The 18610-nt window shown below is 53.9% G+C and carries 15 protein-coding genes and 1 tRNA gene; 8 read left to right on the forward strand and 8 right to left on the reverse strand.

Annotated elements, in window-relative coordinates:
- Positions 1 to 68 precede the first annotated feature (68 nt).
- Both OGV93_RS05065 and lrp read right to left on the reverse strand, forming a co-directional pair.
- Positions 69 to 3890, reverse strand: a complete 3822-nt coding sequence (locus OGV93_RS05065; protein ID WP_200083712.1) for a DNA translocase FtsK — start codon at positions 3888 to 3890, stop codon at positions 69 to 71.
- Positions 3891 to 4024: 134 nt separating this feature from the next.
- The gene (gene lrp / locus OGV93_RS05070) at positions 4025 to 4519 is read right to left on the reverse strand and encodes a leucine-responsive transcriptional regulator Lrp (protein WP_002439523.1); all 495 of its coding nucleotides are present in this window, start codon (positions 4517 to 4519) and stop codon (positions 4025 to 4027) included.
- Between the two features lie 547 nt (positions 4520 to 5066).
- On the opposite strand from lrp, the gene trxB reads away from it, so the two are divergent.
- The 5 genes from trxB (at position 5067) to infA (ending at position 10891) form a co-directional block, all read left to right on the forward strand.
- Positions 5067 to 6035, forward strand: a complete 969-nt coding sequence (gene trxB, locus OGV93_RS05075) for a thioredoxin-disulfide reductase (RefSeq protein ID WP_053388974.1) — start codon at positions 5067 to 5069, stop codon at positions 6033 to 6035.
- A 114-nt stretch (positions 6036 to 6149) separates the two neighbouring features.
- Positions 6150 to 7916, forward strand: a complete 1767-nt coding sequence (gene cydD / locus OGV93_RS05080; RefSeq protein WP_047359392.1) for a heme ABC transporter permease/ATP-binding protein CydD — start codon at positions 6150 to 6152, stop codon at positions 7914 to 7916.
- Complete coding sequence (cydC, locus tag OGV93_RS05085) at positions 7917 to 9638, forward strand: heme ABC transporter ATP-binding protein/permease CydC (RefSeq protein ID WP_049283208.1); 1722 nt, start codon at positions 7917 to 7919, stop codon at positions 9636 to 9638. It abuts the gene before it with no gap.
- A 44-nt stretch (positions 9639 to 9682) separates the two neighbouring features.
- The gene (gene aat / locus OGV93_RS05090) at positions 9683 to 10387 is read left to right on the forward strand and encodes a leucyl/phenylalanyl-tRNA--protein transferase (protein ID WP_016152424.1); all 705 of its coding nucleotides are present in this window, start codon (positions 9683 to 9685) and stop codon (positions 10385 to 10387) included.
- A gap of 285 nt (positions 10388 to 10672) precedes the next feature.
- Entirely contained in the window at positions 10673 to 10891 is a 219-nt protein-coding gene (gene infA / locus OGV93_RS05100) for a translation initiation factor IF-1 (protein WP_002211347.1), read from the forward strand.
- A 79-nt stretch (positions 10892 to 10970) separates the two neighbouring features.
- Here the strand turns inward: infA and OGV93_RS05105 are convergent, their stop codons facing one another.
- Positions 10971 to 11882: a LysR family transcriptional regulator gene (locus OGV93_RS05105; protein WP_016152423.1), complete on the reverse strand. Its 912-nt coding sequence runs from the start codon at positions 11880 to 11882 to the stop codon at positions 10971 to 10973.
- 108 nt (positions 11883 to 11990) lie between these two features.
- On the opposite strand from OGV93_RS05105, the gene OGV93_RS05110 reads away from it, so the two are divergent.
- From OGV93_RS05110 to OGV93_RS05120, 3 genes are all read left to right on the forward strand, one after another.
- Positions 11991 to 12851 (forward strand): pirin family protein, encoded by an 861-nt coding sequence (locus OGV93_RS05110; RefSeq protein ID WP_047359394.1) that lies wholly within the window; start codon positions 11991 to 11993, stop codon positions 12849 to 12851.
- Between the two features lie 16 nt (positions 12852 to 12867).
- Positions 12868 to 13545, forward strand: a complete 678-nt coding sequence (locus OGV93_RS05115; RefSeq protein ID WP_016156101.1) for an isochorismatase family protein — start codon at positions 12868 to 12870, stop codon at positions 13543 to 13545.
- Between the two features lie 149 nt (positions 13546 to 13694).
- Positions 13695 to 13782, forward strand: a tRNA-Ser gene (locus OGV93_RS05120).
- Positions 13783 to 13923: 141 nt separating this feature from the next.
- Here the strand turns inward: OGV93_RS05120 and rlmC are convergent.
- Genes rlmC through potG form a run of 5 tightly spaced genes read right to left on the reverse strand, consistent with a single transcriptional unit; the run spans position 13924 to position 18579 of the window.
- Positions 13924 to 15051 (reverse strand): 23S rRNA (uracil(747)-C(5))-methyltransferase RlmC, encoded by a 1128-nt coding sequence (gene rlmC, locus OGV93_RS05125; RefSeq protein WP_046274662.1) that lies wholly within the window; start codon positions 15049 to 15051, stop codon positions 13924 to 13926.
- 41 nt (positions 15052 to 15092) lie between these two features.
- The gene (locus OGV93_RS05130; protein ID WP_016152418.1) at positions 15093 to 15581 is read right to left on the reverse strand and encodes a YbjO family protein; all 489 of its coding nucleotides are present in this window, start codon (positions 15579 to 15581) and stop codon (positions 15093 to 15095) included.
- A gap of 59 nt (positions 15582 to 15640) precedes the next feature.
- Positions 15641 to 16486, reverse strand: a complete 846-nt coding sequence (gene potI, locus OGV93_RS05135) for a putrescine ABC transporter permease PotI (protein ID WP_016152417.1) — start codon at positions 16484 to 16486, stop codon at positions 15641 to 15643.
- Complete coding sequence (gene potH, locus OGV93_RS05140; protein WP_019076381.1) at positions 16483 to 17436, reverse strand: putrescine ABC transporter permease PotH; 954 nt, start codon at positions 17434 to 17436, stop codon at positions 16483 to 16485. The genes potI and potH overlap by 4 nt, the downstream gene beginning before the upstream one ends.
- A 9-nt stretch (positions 17437 to 17445) precedes the next feature.
- A complete protein-coding gene (gene potG / locus OGV93_RS05145) occupies positions 17446 to 18579 on the reverse strand; it encodes a putrescine ABC transporter ATP-binding subunit PotG (protein WP_016152415.1) in 1134 nt (377 codons plus the stop codon).
- Between the last annotated feature and the right edge of the window lie 31 nt (positions 18580 to 18610).

Consider the following 18610-nt stretch of genomic DNA (forward strand, 5'->3'; position numbering starts at 1 on the left):
TGCTATCCATTTCAGGCCAAAAATCAGCATGAGGAAAGTAGAAAATACTGAATTACTTAACTTTGCAATCATTCGAAGGGCGGCGGAGCCAGCACTTCACGATTACCATTATGCCCTTGCTCGCTGACAATTCCCTGCGCTTCCATCTGTTCGATGATGCGCGCCGCTCGGTTGTAACCGATACGGAACTGACGCTGGACGCCGGAGATTGAGGCTTTGCGTTTCTGGGTGACAAAGTTTACCGCCTGATCGAACAGCGGATCCAACTCTTCGCCACCATCAAAGCCGCCACCGCCGCCTTCGCTTTCGCTATCAGACGTTATGCCGTCAACGTATTGTGGACGACCGCGCGCTTTCCAGTCCTGAACCACAGCGTGAACTTCTTCATCACGTACAAAGGCGCCGTGTACACGCACAGGGATCGTTGAGTTTGGTGCGGAATAAAGCATGTCACCCATACCCAACAGCGATTCCGCTCCGCCCTGGTCAAGGATGGTACGCGAGTCAATTTTACTGGACACGGTAAAGGCGATACGCGTTGGGATGTTCGCTTTAATCAGACCAGTGATAACGTCAACCGACGGTCGCTGGGTCGCCAGCACCAGGTGGATCCCCGCCGCACGCGCTTTTTGCGCCAGACGAGCAATCAGTTCTTCCACCTTTTTACCCACGGTCATCATCAGGTCGGCGAATTCATCCACCAGCACAACAATATACGGCAGTTTTTCCAGCACCGGATGCTGAACATCCATACTGTCGCCCGGCTTCCAGTACGGGTCCGGAATCGGACGTCCCATACGGGCGGCTTCAGCAATTTTTTCGTTATAACCGGCAAGGTTACGCACGCCAAGCGCCGACATCAGCTTGTAGCGACGTTCCATTTCATTGACGCTCCAGCGCAGGGCGTTGGCAGCATCTTTCATGTCGGTCACAACTTCAGTCAGCAAATGCGGAATGCCTTCATAAACCGACAGTTCCAGCATTTTCGGGTCAATCATGATAAAGCGAACGTCTTCCGGCTGCGCCTTGTATAACATGCTGAGGATCATGGCGTTCACCCCAACCGACTTACCGGAACCGGTTGTCCCTGCCACCAGCAAGTGCGGCATTTTCGCCAGATCGGCAACCACGGGTTCGCCCGCAATATCTTTACCCAGTACCACGGTCAGCGGAGATGAGTTATCACGGAATTTGGCGTTATCCAACACTTCGCGCAGATAAACGGTTTGACGTTTTTTGTTGGGTAACTCCAGCCCGACATACGGTTTGCCCGGAATGACCTCGACCACGCGTACCGCTGCGGTCGACAATGAACGCGCCAGATCTCGCGACAGGTTGGAAATACGCGCCGCTTTAACTCCAGGAGCAAGATTAAGCTCAAAGCGGGTAATAACCGGACCAGGTGAGTAGTTCACCACATCGGCTTTAATGCGGAAGTCCGCCAGACGAGCCTCCACCAGACGAGCCATTTGCTCCAGAGCGAAAGTATCTATCGGCTCAACCTCACTCGGCGGCGGCGTGAGCAGATCCAACGATGGCAGCGGCGTACTTGGACGGTGCGCCGGACGACTGTCGCCATTACGCATCAGGAGCGGATGGATCAGACTATCCTGCGGCGGCGCTGTAACAGGCTGCGCCGGTTGCTGATAATGCTGCTGCGGTGCGACTGGCTGCGCCGGTTGCTGGTAATGCTGTTGTGGTGCGACAGGCTGCGCTGGCTGCTGGTAATGCTGCTGCGGTGCGACAGGCTGCTGGTACTGCGGCGCAGGCTCCGGCATTACGCCTGGAGTAAATAGCGGCTCATGCGGACCATCATCCACCAGCGTTTTCATTGGCGAAAATTCAAAGTCCTCAAGCGAGAACGGATTCGCTCCGGCAGGCTGTTCACCGGAATAGCGCTGCTGCTGGGAAGAGGCAAACTGGCGAGCCAGTTCTGCTTCTGCGGCTGAATCATCATCAGTCTGACTGGCATCATCCTGATACTCCTCGCCATAGCGGTGCTGCTGCGACTGGGCGAACTGACGCGCCAGCTCATCTTGCTGCATTGCGTCAATTTCTTCGTCACTGTACGCATCTGTATCAAGATGCTCTTCGCGCGCTTTCTCTTCAGCCATACGTTGTGACGGCAGTTTTATGCCATACGACGCCAGCTCCCGACGAGTAGGCACGCGCACACGATTCGGACGCGGTAACTGCGGACCAATCCCCTCTTTCACCTGTGGACGCGGTGCACCGCTACCCGCAAGACTAAAGACAGGTGCAGCGGCAGCCGCACCCGCCCCTAAAGCGGCGTTTTTCACCCCGGCAGCCAGCGGCGCAACGGCAGCAACTGACTCAACGGGCGGTATGGATGCTGCCGTCGGCATAGATGGCTTAACACGTTCGGGCTCCTGAGCAGGCTCTGGAATCGGCTGATACCAGGCGGCCAGTTGCTCGCGCTCACGTGCACGTTTCTCTTCAACTTCTTCAAAATAGTAGAGTGGCGGACGAGTCGGTTTAACCTCTTCAACTACCGGCTCAGGTTCCACTACAGGCGGTTGTTCAACCGCAGGCTGCTGGAACGCGGCGTTTTGTTGAAAGGTTGATTCCGGCTGATAAACAGGTTGCTGCACGGGCTCCGGCTGATATGCAGGTTCCGGCTGCCAGTTGTGCTCCGCGGTAAATCCCTGCGGCTGCGGACTCTCCTCCACTACCGGCTGCTGCCATGGTTCATACTGCTGCTGCACCGGTGGCTGCGCGTAGTGGGCTGGCTGAGGATAACCCTCAGGCGCTGGCGCAATCACCGCATCACCGGTTTGCGGACCAGGCACGGCTTGCCAGGCTACGGCTGGGGCCGGTTGCTCCATAACGGTATTGGTCACTGGCGATGTTTGCAGCAGCGGATCAACCGGTGCGCTCCAGGCCTGAGCTGCCGTTGTCGCTGCAGCTGCGGCGGCAACTGGCTCTGTCACCGAATGACCATTCAGCAGTGGGTCAAGTTCGTCATATTCAGGCAGCGTCGCACGATTACCGGAGAACAGCACATCGTTAGGATCGGCAACAACGCCACGAGCGCTGTATTCAATTTCGTCTTCATCATCCATGCGTTTGCCGGAAAATAGCGCGGCATCAGTATGACGGCCAAGCGGGTTGGTAAATTTCTCCGCCAGACGCTTACGGCGTGCTAACGCACCGCGCAGAATACGCGCCCGACGCGATTCATCAGGTTTGCCATCAGCGGTGTCGAAAGACTCATCTTCATATTCTTCGTCATCGACCCAGGTATCGTCGCGACGGGTACGGTTGCTGGCAAACGTCAGGATATTGAGTAACCAGCCGCCCAGTTTTTCCGCAATGCTCACCCATGACCAGCCGGTAAACAACGTTAATCCCGCAGCCCAAATGCACAATAGCGTCAGAGTACCGCCGCTACTGTGCAGTAATGGTTGCAACGTGGTGCTGAGCAGGCTGCCGATCACGCCGCCAGAGGCGAAATACCAGATGTCATCGGCATTGATTGCGGCAAGCCCGCAGGAGGTAAGGATCAGCGCCAGAACGCCAATAATACGCAGCGAAACGGCAAAATAATCGACGTATTCGTCGCTGGCCTGGTGTCGCCATGCAAACCAGCAGCCGCCGACAATGATGACGGGAATGGTGTAGGCCATGACGCCAAAAATAAAGAACAGTGTGTCTGCCAGCCATGCTCCGGGTATTCCCCCCAGATTATGGATAGGTTCGTGCCACGCGGTTTGCGACCAACTAGGATCCGAAGGGTTAAAGCTGAGTAAGGCAGCCATCAACCAGACGGCAAAAAGGGCAATAAGGATCAGTAGCGCTTCCAGGAGTCGGCGCCCGCTGCTTAACTTCGTCAATGTGACGTCTTTGTCTTCAGTGTATTCCTGGCTCAAAAACGGCTCTCCAGGTTTCAGGCTTTTCCTGCCCGATGCTAAAACGGACAACAGCACCGGGTTGCCCCGGCACTGTTGCTGTATGGATTAACAGGAGTGTAATCAAACTGCGTCGATTTTGCACCTGTTCCGTGTTAGCGCGTCTTAATTACCAGACGATTGCTCTGTTTGACTTCTTCCATTACGACATAAGTACGTGTGTCATTCACGCCAGGCAGACGCAGCAGGGTTTCCCCCAACAGCTTACGGTACGCCGACATATCCGGTACGCGTGTTTTCAACAAATAGTCGAAATCACCGGAAACCAAATGACACTCTTGAATTTCTTCAAGTTTTTGTACTGCAGAGTTAAATTGCTCAAACACATCCGGGGCGCCACGATTCAGAGTAATCTCAACAAAAACCAGAAGTGATGCATCCAGATAATGCGGGTTTAACAGCGCTGTATAGCCCTGAATAAAACCCTGTCTTTCCAACCGACGCACACGCTCAAGGCAGGGCGTTGGTGAAAGTCCCACACGTTTAGAAAGCTCGACGTTAGAAATACGCCCATCCTTTTGCAGCTCATTAAGAATGTTACGATCGATACGGTCGAGATCTTTGCCAGGGCGCTTCTTACTATCTACCATTATTATTGTCTCTCTGTATTCCTTCCCTACTCCTGCCTGACTCTACCAACATCACTGTTCAGAGTCGCTACCCATCAAAATAAACCGCAACCCAGAGGGATTTTCGGTTTGTAATGCCTGGGCTTATGGTGAGAAGACCGTTGCCTGTCGGCGGCTATCGACATCACGAATGGCATCTGTCCACACCATGCGTAGATTTCGCTAACACGGTAAACATGGTAACTACATGCATGATTATGCAGCACATACATGACACATTTTTTTTCTTCCTTGACTGTTTTCGCAAAACAGCAGGTGATTGTCAAAGCAAAACATCAATTTTTAGTACAACATGCCAGTTATTCATTCGCAGCGATGGAAAATCGTCATTTTATCACCTTATAACTGACCGATTTTTAGTAGAAATCGTTATAGTATTACGACTTATTCCCCCGCTCATCGGTTTCTGCTATTACACAAATTGTTAACAAAATCGCCATACTCTTTTTTTACGCCTGTAAATTCCCTACAATCCTGCTCATTGCCTGCCAACAACTATGGGGATCTCATGGGCGTAACCAAACACAGTAAACTTCTTATTCTGGGCTCAGGCCCTGCGGGATATACCGCTGCGGTCTACGCTGCACGCGCTAACCTGCAACCGGTACTGATTACCGGTATGGAAAAAGGTGGTCAACTGACCACAACAACAGAAGTGGAAAACTGGCCTGGCGATCCGCACGATCTCACTGGCCCGCTGCTGATGGAGCGTATGCACGAACATGCGACCAAATTTGATACAGAAATCATTTTTGATCACATCAGCAAAGTTGATCTGCAAAAACGCCCTTTCCGTCTGACCGGCGATAGCGGAGAGTACACCTGTGACGCACTGATCATCGCTACCGGCGCTTCAGCACGTTACCTGGGCCTGCCTTCAGAAGAAGCATTCAAAGGCCGCGGCGTTTCCGCCTGCGCAACCTGCGACGGTTTCTTCTACCGTAATCAAAAAGTTGCGGTGATTGGCGGTGGCAACACTGCGGTTGAAGAAGCACTGTATCTGGCGAATATCGCATCTGAAGTGCATTTGATTCACCGTCGCGACAGTTTCCGCGCTGAGAAAATTCTCATCAAGCGTTTAATGGATAAAGTTGAAAACGGCAACATCGTGTTGCACACCCACCGCACGCTGGAAGAAGTAACCGGTGATCAAATGGGCGTAACCGGGCTGCGCCTGCGCGATACGCAAAACACTGACAATGTGGAGTCACTTGACGTTGCCGGATTGTTTGTCGCTATCGGTCACAGCCCGAATACCGCCATTTTCGACGGTCAGCTTGAACTGGAAAACGGCTACATCAAAGTTCAGTCCGGTATTCACGGTAATGCCACACAAACCAGCATTCCGGGGGTCTTCGCAGCCGGTGACGTGATGGATCATATTTATCGCCAGGCGATCACCTCTGCGGGCACAGGCTGTATGGCCGCGCTTGATGCAGAACGTTATCTCGACGGTCTGGCGGACGCTTGCAAATAAGTTTTACAAATCAGTAACAAAAGTAAAAAAGGCGACTATAAGTCGCCTTTATTTTTGCCTCGTTGTAACATTGCCCTGCCCAAAAATTCCAATAACTCACCTGCTAAGCGTGCAATGAATAAAACCCGTCAAAAAGAGCTGACCCGCTGGTTAAAACAGCAAAGTGTAATTTCCCAACGATGGCTGAACATTTCACGCCTGTTGGGGTTCGTGAGTGGTCTGTTAATCGTCGCTCAGGCCTGGCTCATGGCCCGCATTCTGGACCATATGATCATGGCCAATATTCCCCGAGAGGCGCTGCTGCTTCCGTTCATCGTGCTGGTATTGATTTTCATCCTGCGGGCATGGGTCGTCTGGTTACGCGAACGGGTCGGGTTTCACGCAGGGCAACATATTCGCTTTGAAATTCGCCGCCAGGTGCTTGACCGTCTGCAACAGGCTGGTCCGGCCTGGATACAGGGCAAACCGGCCGGAAGCTGGGCCACGCTTATCCTGGAACAGATTGACGATATGCATGATTACTATGCACGTTATCTGCCGCAAATGGCGCTGGCCGTATGTGTCCCATTATTGATTGTGGCGGCGGTATTCCCGTCAAACTGGGTAGCCGCCCTTATTCTGCTCGGAACAGCCCCGCTGATCCCGTTATTTATGGCAATGGTCGGTATGGGCGCTGCCGATGCTAACCGCCGCAATTTTCAGGCTCTTGCCCGCCTCAGCGGTCATTTCCTCGATCGTCTGCGGGGTATGGAAACGCTAAGAATATTTGGTCGCGGTGAAGCCGAAACGGAAAGCATCCGCGCTGCGTCGCAAGATTTCCGCCAGCGCACCATGGAAGTCCTGCGCCTGGCGTTCCTGTCATCCGGTGTCCTTGAGTTCTTTACCTCTCTGTCTATTGCGCTGGTGGCGGTTTACTTCGGTTTTTCCTACCTCGGAGAGCTCGATTTCGGCCACTACGGGACGGGCGTCACGCTGGCAGCAGGCTTCCTCGCGCTCATTCTGGCGCCGGAGTTTTTCCAGCCCCTGCGTGATCTGGGCACGTTTTATCACGCCAAAGCGCAAGCCGTTGGTGCAGCAGATAGTCTGAAAACCTTCATGGAAACCCCGCTGGCTCATCCAGAGCGTGGCGACATTGAGCTGGCGACGAAAGACGCCGTTTCAATTGAGGCACACGATCTGATTATCACTTCGCCGGAAGGTAAAGTGCTGGCCGGCCCGCTCAACTTTACCCTGGCTGCCGGGCAACGTGCGGTGCTGGTTGGACGCAGCGGTTCCGGTAAAAGTTCGCTGCTTAATGTCCTGTCCGGTTTCCTCTCTTATCGGGGATCGCTGCGAATTAACGGCTTTGAACTTCGCGACCTGTCACCTGATTCCTGGCGTAAACAGCTGTCATGGGTCGGGCAAAATCCGCAGCTTCCTGCCGCCACGTTACGCGAAAACGTTCTGCTGGCTCGCCCCGATGCCAGCGAAGAACAGCTACAAGCCGCACTCGACAGCGCCTGGGTCAGCGAGTTTTTACCGCTGCTGCCGCAGGGCGTGGATACGCCAGTCGGCGATCAGGCGGCCCGACTTTCCGTCGGGCAAGCGCAGCGCGTTGCCGTCGCTCGCGCCTTACTCAATCCCTGTCAGTTACTGCTGCTGGACGAACCCGCCGCCAGCCTTGATGCGCACAGCGAACAACGCGTGATGCAGGCGTTGAACGCGGCATCTCGCCGCCAGACCACGCTGATGGTAACGCACCAGTTGGAAGATCTTGCCGACTGGGACGCTATCTGGGTGATGCAGGATGGACAGATCGTTGAACAAGGTACCTGGACCGAACTTAGCTCAGCCAACGGGGCTTTTGCGACATTACTGGCTCATCGTCAGGAGGACATCTAAATGCGCGCTTTGCTACCTTATCTGACACTGTATAAACGTCACAAATGGATGTTAACGCTGGGGATCGTTCTGGCGATCGTCACGCTGCTGGCAAGTATTGGCTTACTGACGCTTTCAGGTTGGTTCCTGTCGGCTTCTGCGGTGGTTGGCGTCACCGGGATTTACAGCTTTAACTATATGCTCCCTGCCGCAGGCGTACGCGGCGCAGCGATCACCCGCACCGCGGGGCGTTATTTCGAACGACTGGTCAGCCATGACGCAACATTCCGTGTGCTGCAGCATTTGCGTATTTATACCTTCAGCAAACTGCTGCCGCTCTCCCCTGCGGGCCTGTCCCGTTATGGACAGGGTGAATTACTTAACCGCGTGGTGGCTGATGTCGACACGCTCGATCATCTGTACTTGCGCGTGATCTCCCCGCTGGTAGGGGCTTTTGTCGTCATCATGGTGGTCACGCTGGGTCTAAGCGTTCTCGATTTCACGCTGGCTATCACCCTCGGCGGTATTATGCTGCTGACCTTATTTATTCTGCCCCCACTCTTTTATCAGGCAGGCAAAAGCACCGGACAAAGTCTGACGCATCTGCGTGGGCAATATCGTCAGCAGTTAACCTCCTGGCTACAGGGCCAGGCTGAATTGACCATTTTTGGCGCCAGTGAACGCTACCGCGCTCAAATGGAAGCCACCGAGCTGCAATGGCACGAAGCCCAGCGACGCCAATCTGAATTAACGGCGTTGTCGCAGGCGGTCATGCTGTTAGTTGGCGCGCTGGCAGTGATTATGATGCTATGGATGGCCTCAGGCGGCGTGGGCGGTAACACCCAGCCAGGCGCACTGATCGCGCTGTTTGTCTTCTGTGCGCTAGCCGCGTTCGAAGCGTTAGCGCCTGTCACCGGCGCATTTCAACATCTCGGCCAGGTTATTGCCTCTGCGCTGCGCATCACCGAACTGACCGAACAGCAGCCAGAAGTGACCTTCCCGGATGCGGGTTCCTCGGTTTCAGAGCAGGTAACCCTTACGCTACGCGATGTATCATTCAGCTATCCAGGACAGGCGCAAAAGGCGCTCGATACACTTTCCCTGCAGGCCAACCCCGGTGAACACATTGCGATTCTCGGTCGCACCGGCTGTGGTAAGTCAACGTTATTGCAATTGTTAACCCGCGCATGGGATCCGCAGAGTGGCGAGCTCCTGATTAACGAACAGCCGATTGCGACCCTTAGTGAAGCCACGCTGCGCCAGAGTATCAGCGTCGTGCCACAGCGCGTGCATCTGTTCAGCGCTACGCTTCGCGATAACCTGTTGCTGGCGGCACCGCACGCCGGCGATGACGCATTAGCCGCGATGTTGTGCCGCGTCGGTCTGGACAAACTGCTTGAGGATGATGGACTCAACGCCTGGCTTGGCGAAGGCGGTCGTCAGCTTTCTGGCGGCGAGCTCCGTCGTCTGGCTATCGCCCGCGCCTTATTGCACGATGCTCCGCTGATGCTGCTGGATGAACCCACCGAAGGGTTGGATGCCACAACGGAAAGTCAAATGCTTGAATTAATTAGCGATGTCATGCGCAACAAAACCGTATTAATGGTTACACATCGTCTGCGTGGGCTGTCACGTTTTGATCAAATAATAGTAATGGACAACGGACAAATTATTGAGCAAGGTAATCACGCAGATCTGTTAGCCAGGCAGGGGCGTTATTACCAGTTTAAGCAACGTCTGTAAGCTATTATTGAACGATCAAACTCGCGTAGTGGAGTTTCGCTGTCATGCGCCTGGTGCAACTGTCCCGCCATTCCATAGCCTTCCCGTCACCGGAAGGCGCTTTACGCGAGCCTAACGGTTTGTTGGCGCTTGGCGGCGATCTCAGCCCTGCCCGCCTGCTGATGGCCTATCAGCGCGGTATTTTCCCATGGTTTTCACCTGGCGACCCCATCCTTTGGTGGTCGCCCGATCCGCGCGCCATTCTTTGGCCCGAGAAATTTCACCTCAGCCGCAGCATGAAACGCTTTCATAAAAATTCGCCTTATCGCGTGACGCTCAATTACGCGTTTGGTCAGGTGATTGAAGGCTGCGCGAATGACCGGGAAGAAGGCACCTGGATAACGCATGATGTAGTGGATGCTTACCATCGGCTGCACGAACTGGGGCATGCCCACTCAATTGAGGTGTGGCGACAAAATGAATTAGTGGGCGGTATGTATGGCGTGGCGCAAGGTACGCTGTTTTGTGGCGAATCGATGTTCAGCCGTCAGGAAAATGCGTCGAAAACCGCACTGCTTGTTTTTTGCGCTGAATTTATCCGTCAGGGCGGAAAATTAATCGACTGCCAGGTATTAAATAGCCACACAGCCTCGCTGGGCGCCGTCGAAACACCGCGTCGGGAGTACCTTGAGCACCTGAGCAGACTGCGCCAGCAGCGGCTACCGAGCCATTTCTGGATTCCCAGGACGTTATTTTCACCTCAGGAGTGAATGTTTTCGGCACATTTTTTGTCGGGGTGTTATAATTGTCGCGCAGAGTTGGTTTAGCCCATTACCCCGCCGCCGTTAAGGAACAGTTCGCGTCAGGCAACGCCTATCGTTTATCTCCTCGTTCCCTTACACGTTGCGCTTTAAGTGCGGCTTTGCCGTGTGTGGATAGAGTAATGCGCCAAACCCGATTTGCTGTGTTTTAAACGCACAAATCTTTACTTATTAAAAGAACTTCGGCATTATCTTGCCGGTTCAAATTACGGTAGTGATACCCCAGAGGATTAGATGGCCAAAGAAGACAATATTGAAATGCAGGGTACCGTTCTCGATACGTTACCTAATACCATGTTCCGCGTAGAGTTAGAAAACGGTCACGTGGTTACTGCACACATCTCCGGTAAAATGCGTAAAAACTATATCCGCATCCTGACGGGCGACAAAGTGACTGTTGAGCTGACCCCGTACGACCTGAGCAAAGGCCGCATTGTCTTCCGTAGTCGCTGATTGTTTTTAACGCCCGAATGGCGTCCAGATAATAAAAGGTCGGTTTAACCGGCCTTTTTTGTGGGCTAAAGCCTGGTATTTAATCCTCAATCATCCGCGCATATTCTTCCGTTAAGAAATCCACTAATGCGCGCACTGACGGTAATAATCCCCTGCGTGATGGAAAGACTGCGTGGATAATTTCTCGCTTAGGTTCCCAACCGTCGAGCAACGCCACCAACTCACCCGCAGCTAATTGATCTTTTACCATCAACTGTGGAAGTTGAACAACACCTACGCCGGCGACTGCGGCTTCGCGTAACGCCAGCATATCGGTGGTGATCATACGCGGCGTGAAATGCACCTCCGCCCGGGCGCCCTGCGGGCCGAATAACTCCCAACGATGCACATGTTTACCAGAGGCCAGACTCAAACCTGGCCAACGGGTCAGCTCTGCCGGAGAGTGTAGCGCCCCCATCTGCTCAATTAACTGCGGGCTGGCATACAAGCGATGTCCTCTGTCCGCCAGGACGCGCATCACCAGGTCGCTATCCTCAAATGGCCGAGGTCTGACGCGAATCGCCACATCCAGACCTTCTCCAACGACGTCAACACGACGGTTAGTGGCCTCCAGTTGTACTGATACGTCAGGATAACGTGCCATAAAACGGGCAAGCATTGGCCCGATATGCACATGCAGCAATGTGACAGGACAAGTCAGCTTCACAACGCCACGCGGTTCAACCTGTAACGCGGCAATGGCATCCTGCGCCGCCTGCGCCTCTACCAGCATCGCCTTACAGTGTTCGTAAAAGGTTTGCCCGACTTCAGTCACGTTAAATTGCCGGGTGGTTCGCTGAATCAGTCGTACCCCTAGTCTCTCTTCGAGTTGCGCTATTCGTCGGCTCAGTTTTGATTTAGGTTCATCAAGCGCCCGACCCGCCGCCGCGAATCCCCCTTCCTCTACAACATGCACAAACCATGCAAAATCATTGAGATCCGGCCTTGTCATTTCATTGTCCTATTTTTGAGACAGTGAGAGCTATTTTAGCTACTACTCAGCTCGCTGTCATGAATATAAGCTTATTTACATCAAAACAACGCCACTGAGGAGACACATATGAAACAAGTAACAGGCGTCTACACCGCACCTCGCCCACACTGGGTTGGCGATGGATTTCCGGTTCGCTCGATGTTCTCTTACCAGTCTCATGCTGAGCAATTAAGCCCGTTCCTGCTGCTTGATTACGCGGGTCCGCATACGTTCACGCCGGGTAACGAAAAACGCGGCGTAGGTGAACACCCTCACCGCGGTTTTGAGACGGTGACTATCGTTTACAGCGGCGAAGTTGAACACCGTGATTCAACCGGTCGCGGCGGCATTATCGGCCCTGGCGATGTGCAGTGGATGACCGCTGGTGCAGGAATATTACACGAAGAGTTCCACTCCCCGGAATTTACCCGTCAAGGCGGTGAACTGGAAATGGTGCAACTGTGGGTCAATCTGCCGGCAAAAGACAAAATGGCCGTACCGGGTTATCAGGGCATCAGCAGCGATGTTATTCCCACCGTCGCCTTGCCCGATGATGCAGGCAGCGTTCGCGTGATCGCGGGCAGCTATCAGGATACGAAAGGCCCGGCACACACCTTTTCACCGCTGAACGTCTGGGATATGCGCCTGCAACGTAATCATCCGCTGACGTTGTCCCAGTCTGAAGGGTGGAGCACCGCCCTGGTGGTATTAAAAGGGAATATCACCGTAAACGGCACCACGCCTGCCGGCGAAGCACAACTGGTAGTGCTAAGCCAGCAGGGGAAAACGCTACACATTGAAGCCACCAGCGACGCCAGCGTGCTGCTGCTGTCTGGCGAACCGTTGAACGAGCCGATTGTAGGTTACGGTCCGTTTGTGATGAATACGAAACAAGAAATCGCTGAAGCCGTCCGCGATTTTAACTCCGGCCGCTTTGGCCAAATCTGAATCGAAGGAGAAGAATATGTCCAGTCCTGCAAACTTTAATGGTTCACGTCCGGTCATCGATGTGAATGATTCCGTCATGCTGCTTATCGATCATCAGAGTGGGCTGTTCCAGACTGTCGGCGATATGCCCATGCCGGAACTGCGTGCGCGTGCCGCCGCGCTGGCTAAAATCGCAACCCTGGCGAAGATGCCGGTAATTACCACGGCATCGGTACCGCAGGGGCCTAACGGCCCGTTGATCCCAGAGATCCATGCCAATGCGCCACATGCCCAATACGTAGCACGTAAAGGCGAAATCAACGCCTGGGATAACGAAGACTTCGTGAAAGCGGTCAAAGCTACGGGTCGTAAGACGCTGATTATCGCCGGTACGATCACCAGCGTGTGCATGGCTTTCCCGGCCATCAGCGCGGTTGCGGAGGGCTACAAGGTCTTCGCAGTGATCGACGCTTCCGGTACTTACAGCAAAATGGCACAGGAAATCACCCTGGCACGTGTTGTTCAGGCTGGTGTGATACCGATGGATACCGCCGCCGTCGCTTCTGAAATTCAGGGGACATGGAACCGTGAAGACGCCGCTGAATGGGCGGAAGTGTATACCAAAATCTTCCCGGCTTATCAGTTGCTGATTGAGAGCTATAGCAAGGCCCAGGAAGTCGTGACCAACGGCGAAAAACTGGACTCGCAGCGCTAATCATATTCTCCGCGCCTGTCCGGGCGGAGGAATATGTACATTGCGTAACCAAACGAGAGTTAACACGTAAATTCTGCTTGACCGTTTTAGCGCAACTCCCTATAGTAGCGCCCCGTTGCCCCCCAAGCGGTCAGGCAGCAATACAATATGGTGAGGTGTCCGAGTGGCTGAAGGAGCACGCCTGGAAAGTGTGTATACGGCAACGTATCGGGGGTTCGAATCCCCCCCTCACCGCCATATTCGAGAAAGAGCTCGTACGTAAGTACGGGCTTTTTTTTCGCATGTTGCATTTGCCGGATGCAGCGCATGCGCCTTATCGGGCCTACATTTCAACATCTCTGCGTAGCCTGATAAGCGTAGCGCCATCAGGCATGTCGGTTATTGTCGGCTGAGCAGAGTTAACACTTCGTAATGCGCGGTATGTGGGAACATATCAAAAAGTTGGACGCGTTCAATGCGATATCCAGGCAACTCGCGGATATCCTTTGCCATGGTTTGTGCATTACAGCTGGAGTAAACGATAAAACGCGGTGCCATGCGGGAGAGAAAATCGCACAGCGGCTTCCCAATCCCCCGACGAGGCGGATTCACCAGCACCAGGTCCGGCACTTCTCCCTGCGCGGTAGCAAACTGGGTTGAATCCAGCGCCTGAAAATGCAGATTCTGCAACCCAAGCTCCTGCGCCGACTGTTTCGCACAGGTAATGGCCTCTGGCGCAATTTCAATACCCGTCAGTTTCATCTGCGGCGTGGCGCAGTGCAAACCAAAACCCCCGACGCCGCAAAACAGATCCCACATGTGATTAACCGGAAGCTGTCGCACCCAGTCGCGCGCCGTGGCATATAAATACCCAGCCACCACGGGGTTGGTCTGGAAGAAGCTCTGTGGGCGTATCCACAATGGCACATCGTTAAAGCGTTCAGCCAGCGCCTGTTGTTCCGTCAGGAAGATTTCGCTCTCCCCTTCCATAATCGCCATATGCACAGGTTGAATATTGGCGGTGATCACTTTTAACTGCGGAAGCTGCGCCTGTAACCATGGCAGCGCCGTACGCAGTTGTGCCAGTTTCGCATCGGAGCGCAGAACAAAACGCAGCATCATACCGCCATCAAACCGGCTTTCCGTTAACAGCAGATATTTCAGCTCCCCGCGTTTGCGCGCCACGTTATAGGGCGTCAACCCCGCACGGGCGATAAACGGTTTAAGTGCGGCAAACACCGGCGCAAAAGACTCAGGATAGAGCGGACACTCGCACAAATCCTCCGGCGTACCGTCACGATGCAGCATCCCCAGCAGCGGTTTTTCCACGCTGCCGCTGACCACCATTTTGGCTTTATTACGAAAAGCGCTCTCCGGGCCGCTGACCGGCGCGCACCATTCTCCGACCGGATAATCGGCCAGCAGATTCTGCAGATCGGCTGTTTTGGCGAAGAGTTGATCGGCGACAGGCTGCGTTATCCACTGACAAGAGCGGCAGCGTTCGGCGTCATAAAGTGCGCACTGCATACAAAAACCTACAAATTAACAGGGGGCGAAGATTATACACGTTATTGCAAGCGGAAGAACCGCCTGCTGGACGCAGGAACAAACAGCAGTAGCAACACCAGCATATCCGGTAATTTTTGCATCACCAGCGTATGCAGGATTTCACGTCTGGACTCTCCCGCAATACTGAACAGTTCCGGATATCCATAGCCCAATGAGGCCGCCCACAGATAGACGCTGGCGATAATCTGGGTCAGTAGATAGACCCAGCGTGCCCAGTTCCGACCTTTAACCAGCGAAAATGCGCAGTAAATTTCGATAAACAGCAGCACCAGGCTACCCAGAAACACCAGCGTCAAATTCCAGGTCTGGACGCTGCGATGAATAAACTCGCTGGTTCCGCGAAACCCGAGCGTATTAAAAATCATCAACAGATCGAGACAGCGGATCATGATAATAGCCAGCGCCGCCACCTGCACTAAAGTAGGGACGTTTAAACGGGCATGTGATGTGGATGATTTCTTAAAAAATCCCAACGCGTCGTCTTCCATGAAAACGGCGCAGCCACCGCAGCTGCGCCGTATAGACAGGTTGGCAGATTTTAGTTTTTTCAGCCGCGTCTTGCACGTTGGATATCGCGAATCCGTTGTTTTTCTGTTCGCGCCATCAGATACCACGCGATAAATCCGATAATTCCTACCACGCCAAGTATCAACGTCGCCAGCGCGTTGATCTCCGGATTGACCCCCATACGTACGCTGGAGAACACCAGCATGGGTAACGTTGTGGCGCCAGGACCAGAGACAAAACTGGCAATGACCAGGTCATCGAGCGACAGCGTAAAGGCCAGTAACCACCCTGAGATCACCGCCGGCATAATCATCGGCAGCGTGATGACGAAAAAAACCTTCAGCGGCGTGGCACCAAGATCCATCGCCGCTTCCTCAATGGAGTGATCCAGTTCGCGTAAACGCGAGGAAATCACTACCGCCACGTACGCTGTACAAAATGTGACGTGCGCCAGCCAGATGGTCAACATACCGCGATCCGCTGGCCAGCCGATGGCGTGCGCCAACGCCACAAACAGCAGCAGCAGCGACAAACCGGTAATGACATCCGGCATCACCAGCGGTGCGGTAATCATAAAGGCGAAACCATTTGATCCACGAAAACGACCAAAGCGCACCATCACCACGGCGGCGATGGTACCGAGAATTGCCGCCATCGTCGCAGCGCAGGCGGCAATCGTTAAGCTCATGCCGACGGCGCTTATCATCGCGCTATCGTGGAAAAGCTCACCATACCAACGCGTTGACCACCCCGCCCAGACCGTCACCAGCTTGGAGCTGTTAAACGAATAGATAACCAACATCAGCATCGGCGCGTACAGGAAGGTAAAACCCAGTACCAGGATAAAAATACGCCACGGTGAGCGAACGACCGGTAAGTTATTCATCCGTGTTCCCCCACGCTTTTTTGCTGATATTTATGAAACCACATGATCGGCACAATCAGTAACAGCAGCATAATAATGGCGACGGCAGAAGCCACCGGCCAGTCACGGTTATTGAAAAACTCCTGCCAAAGCACACGCCCAATCATGATGCTGTCCGGGCCGCCCAGCAGTTCCGGGATCACAAACTCCCCAACCGCCGGGATAAACACCAGCATTGACCCGGCGATAATCCCGCCCTTGGTCAACGGCACGATCACGCTAAAGAAAGTTTTCAACGGTCGGGCGCCTAAATCCAGTGCCGCTTCCACCAGCGAGTAATCAATACGCGTCAGCGCGGTATAAATCGGCAGCACCATAAAGGGCAAATAGGCGTAAACAATACCGATATAGACCGCCAGATTGGTGTGCAGAATCGTCAACGGTTGGTCGATAACGCCCAGCCACATCAGAACGTTGTTCAGGACACCGTTATTTTTCAGGATCCCCATCCAGGCGTATACACGAATCAAAAATGACGTCCAGGACGGCAGGATCACCAGCAGCAACAGAATATTGCGTGTCGAGGGTTTGCTGTGCGCGACCGCCCATGCCAGCGGATATCCCAATAGCAGGCAACAGACAGTCGAAACCCCCGCTACCTGCAAAGATTGCAGGTACGCATCAAAATAGAGCGGATCGTCCGTCAGTTGCAGGAAATTGCCTAAATTGAGGGTGATGGATAACTGGTCGTCAGCCCATGAAATGAGGTCAGTATACGGCGGAATAGCCCGCGCCATTTCAGCCAAACTGATTTTGAAGACGATCAGAAATGGCAGCAGAAACAGGAGCATCAGCCACACATACGGCAGCGCGATGACCAACTTGCGCCCGTGCTTCATTTGCAGCCGCGACATAAACAGCGTGAAACGCCCCACGTTATCCACGCGCGCCGGAGGTTCAAGTGTACTCATCTTCGCTCCTTAAACCGTCAACACCACACAGCTGTCCGCATCCCAACATAAACGGACTTCGTCACCCCAGGTTGGTAATCCCTTGCGATAACGATGTTCATTTTGTAACTGAGCGCTCAGCATCTGGCCACTTTTCAAGCGTACGTGGTACACCGACAAATCACCCAGATAGGCAATGTGCACCACTTCGCCTACCGCGAAGTTATATCCCTCTGGCGGAGGGGCTTCGCAGAGCATGATTTTTTCCGGGCGCAGCGCAACATACACCGGAACGTTATCGACAACGGAAGCGTCTGCGTCCACTTTCAGCGGATGTACCAGTCCTGGAGACTCAATAACCAGACCATCTTCCTGACGTTCTTTCAGCAGCCCCTCAAAGACGTTAACCGAACCGATAAATTCTGCACTGTAACGCGTAGTCGGATGTTCGTAGATCTCTTCAGGCTCGCCGATCTGGACAAATTTGCCACGGTTCATGATCGCAATGCGGCCCGCCATCGTCATGGCTTCTTCCTGATCGTGCGTCACCATCACGCAGGTCACGCCGACACGTTCAAGGATATCCACCACTTCCAGTTGCATGCGGTCACGGAGCTTTTTATCCAGCGCCCCCATCGGTTCATCCAACAGCAGCAGCTTCGGGCGTTTCGCCAGGCTACGCGCCAACGCCACGCGCTGACGCTGACCGCCAGAAAGCTGATGCGGCTTACGTTTGGCGAACTCCTGCATATGCACGAGGCCCAGCATCTCACTCACCCGGCTGGCGATTTCAGCCTTTGGCAGCTTGTCCTGCTTGAGGCCAAAGGCAATGTTCTGCTCTACCGTCATGTGCGGAAACAAGGCATAGGACTGAAACATCATATTAATCGGACGCAGATAAGGCGGAACATGCGCTAAATCGACGCCATCAAGCATAATTTGCCCGGTTGTTGGCTGTTCAAATCCCGCCAGCATCCGCAACAGGGTCGATTTACCGCAGCCGGACGCCCCGAGCAGAGCAAATATTTCGCCTTTGTAGATAGTAAGATTGACGTCATCAACGGCGTGCTGACCGTCAAAGGACTTGGTCAGGTTGCGAATTTCAAGCAGCGGGGTCAGCGCCTTGCGGATTTTCGCTTGTGGGCGTGGGGTTGCATCATTCAATTAGGCGCTCTCCGGCATAAAACAAAGAAAC

Origin of the sequence: Citrobacter sp. Cb031 (assembly GCF_030336725.1) — a bacterium.
GTDB classification, from domain to species: domain Bacteria; phylum Pseudomonadota; class Gammaproteobacteria; order Enterobacterales; family Enterobacteriaceae; genus Citrobacter; species Citrobacter braakii.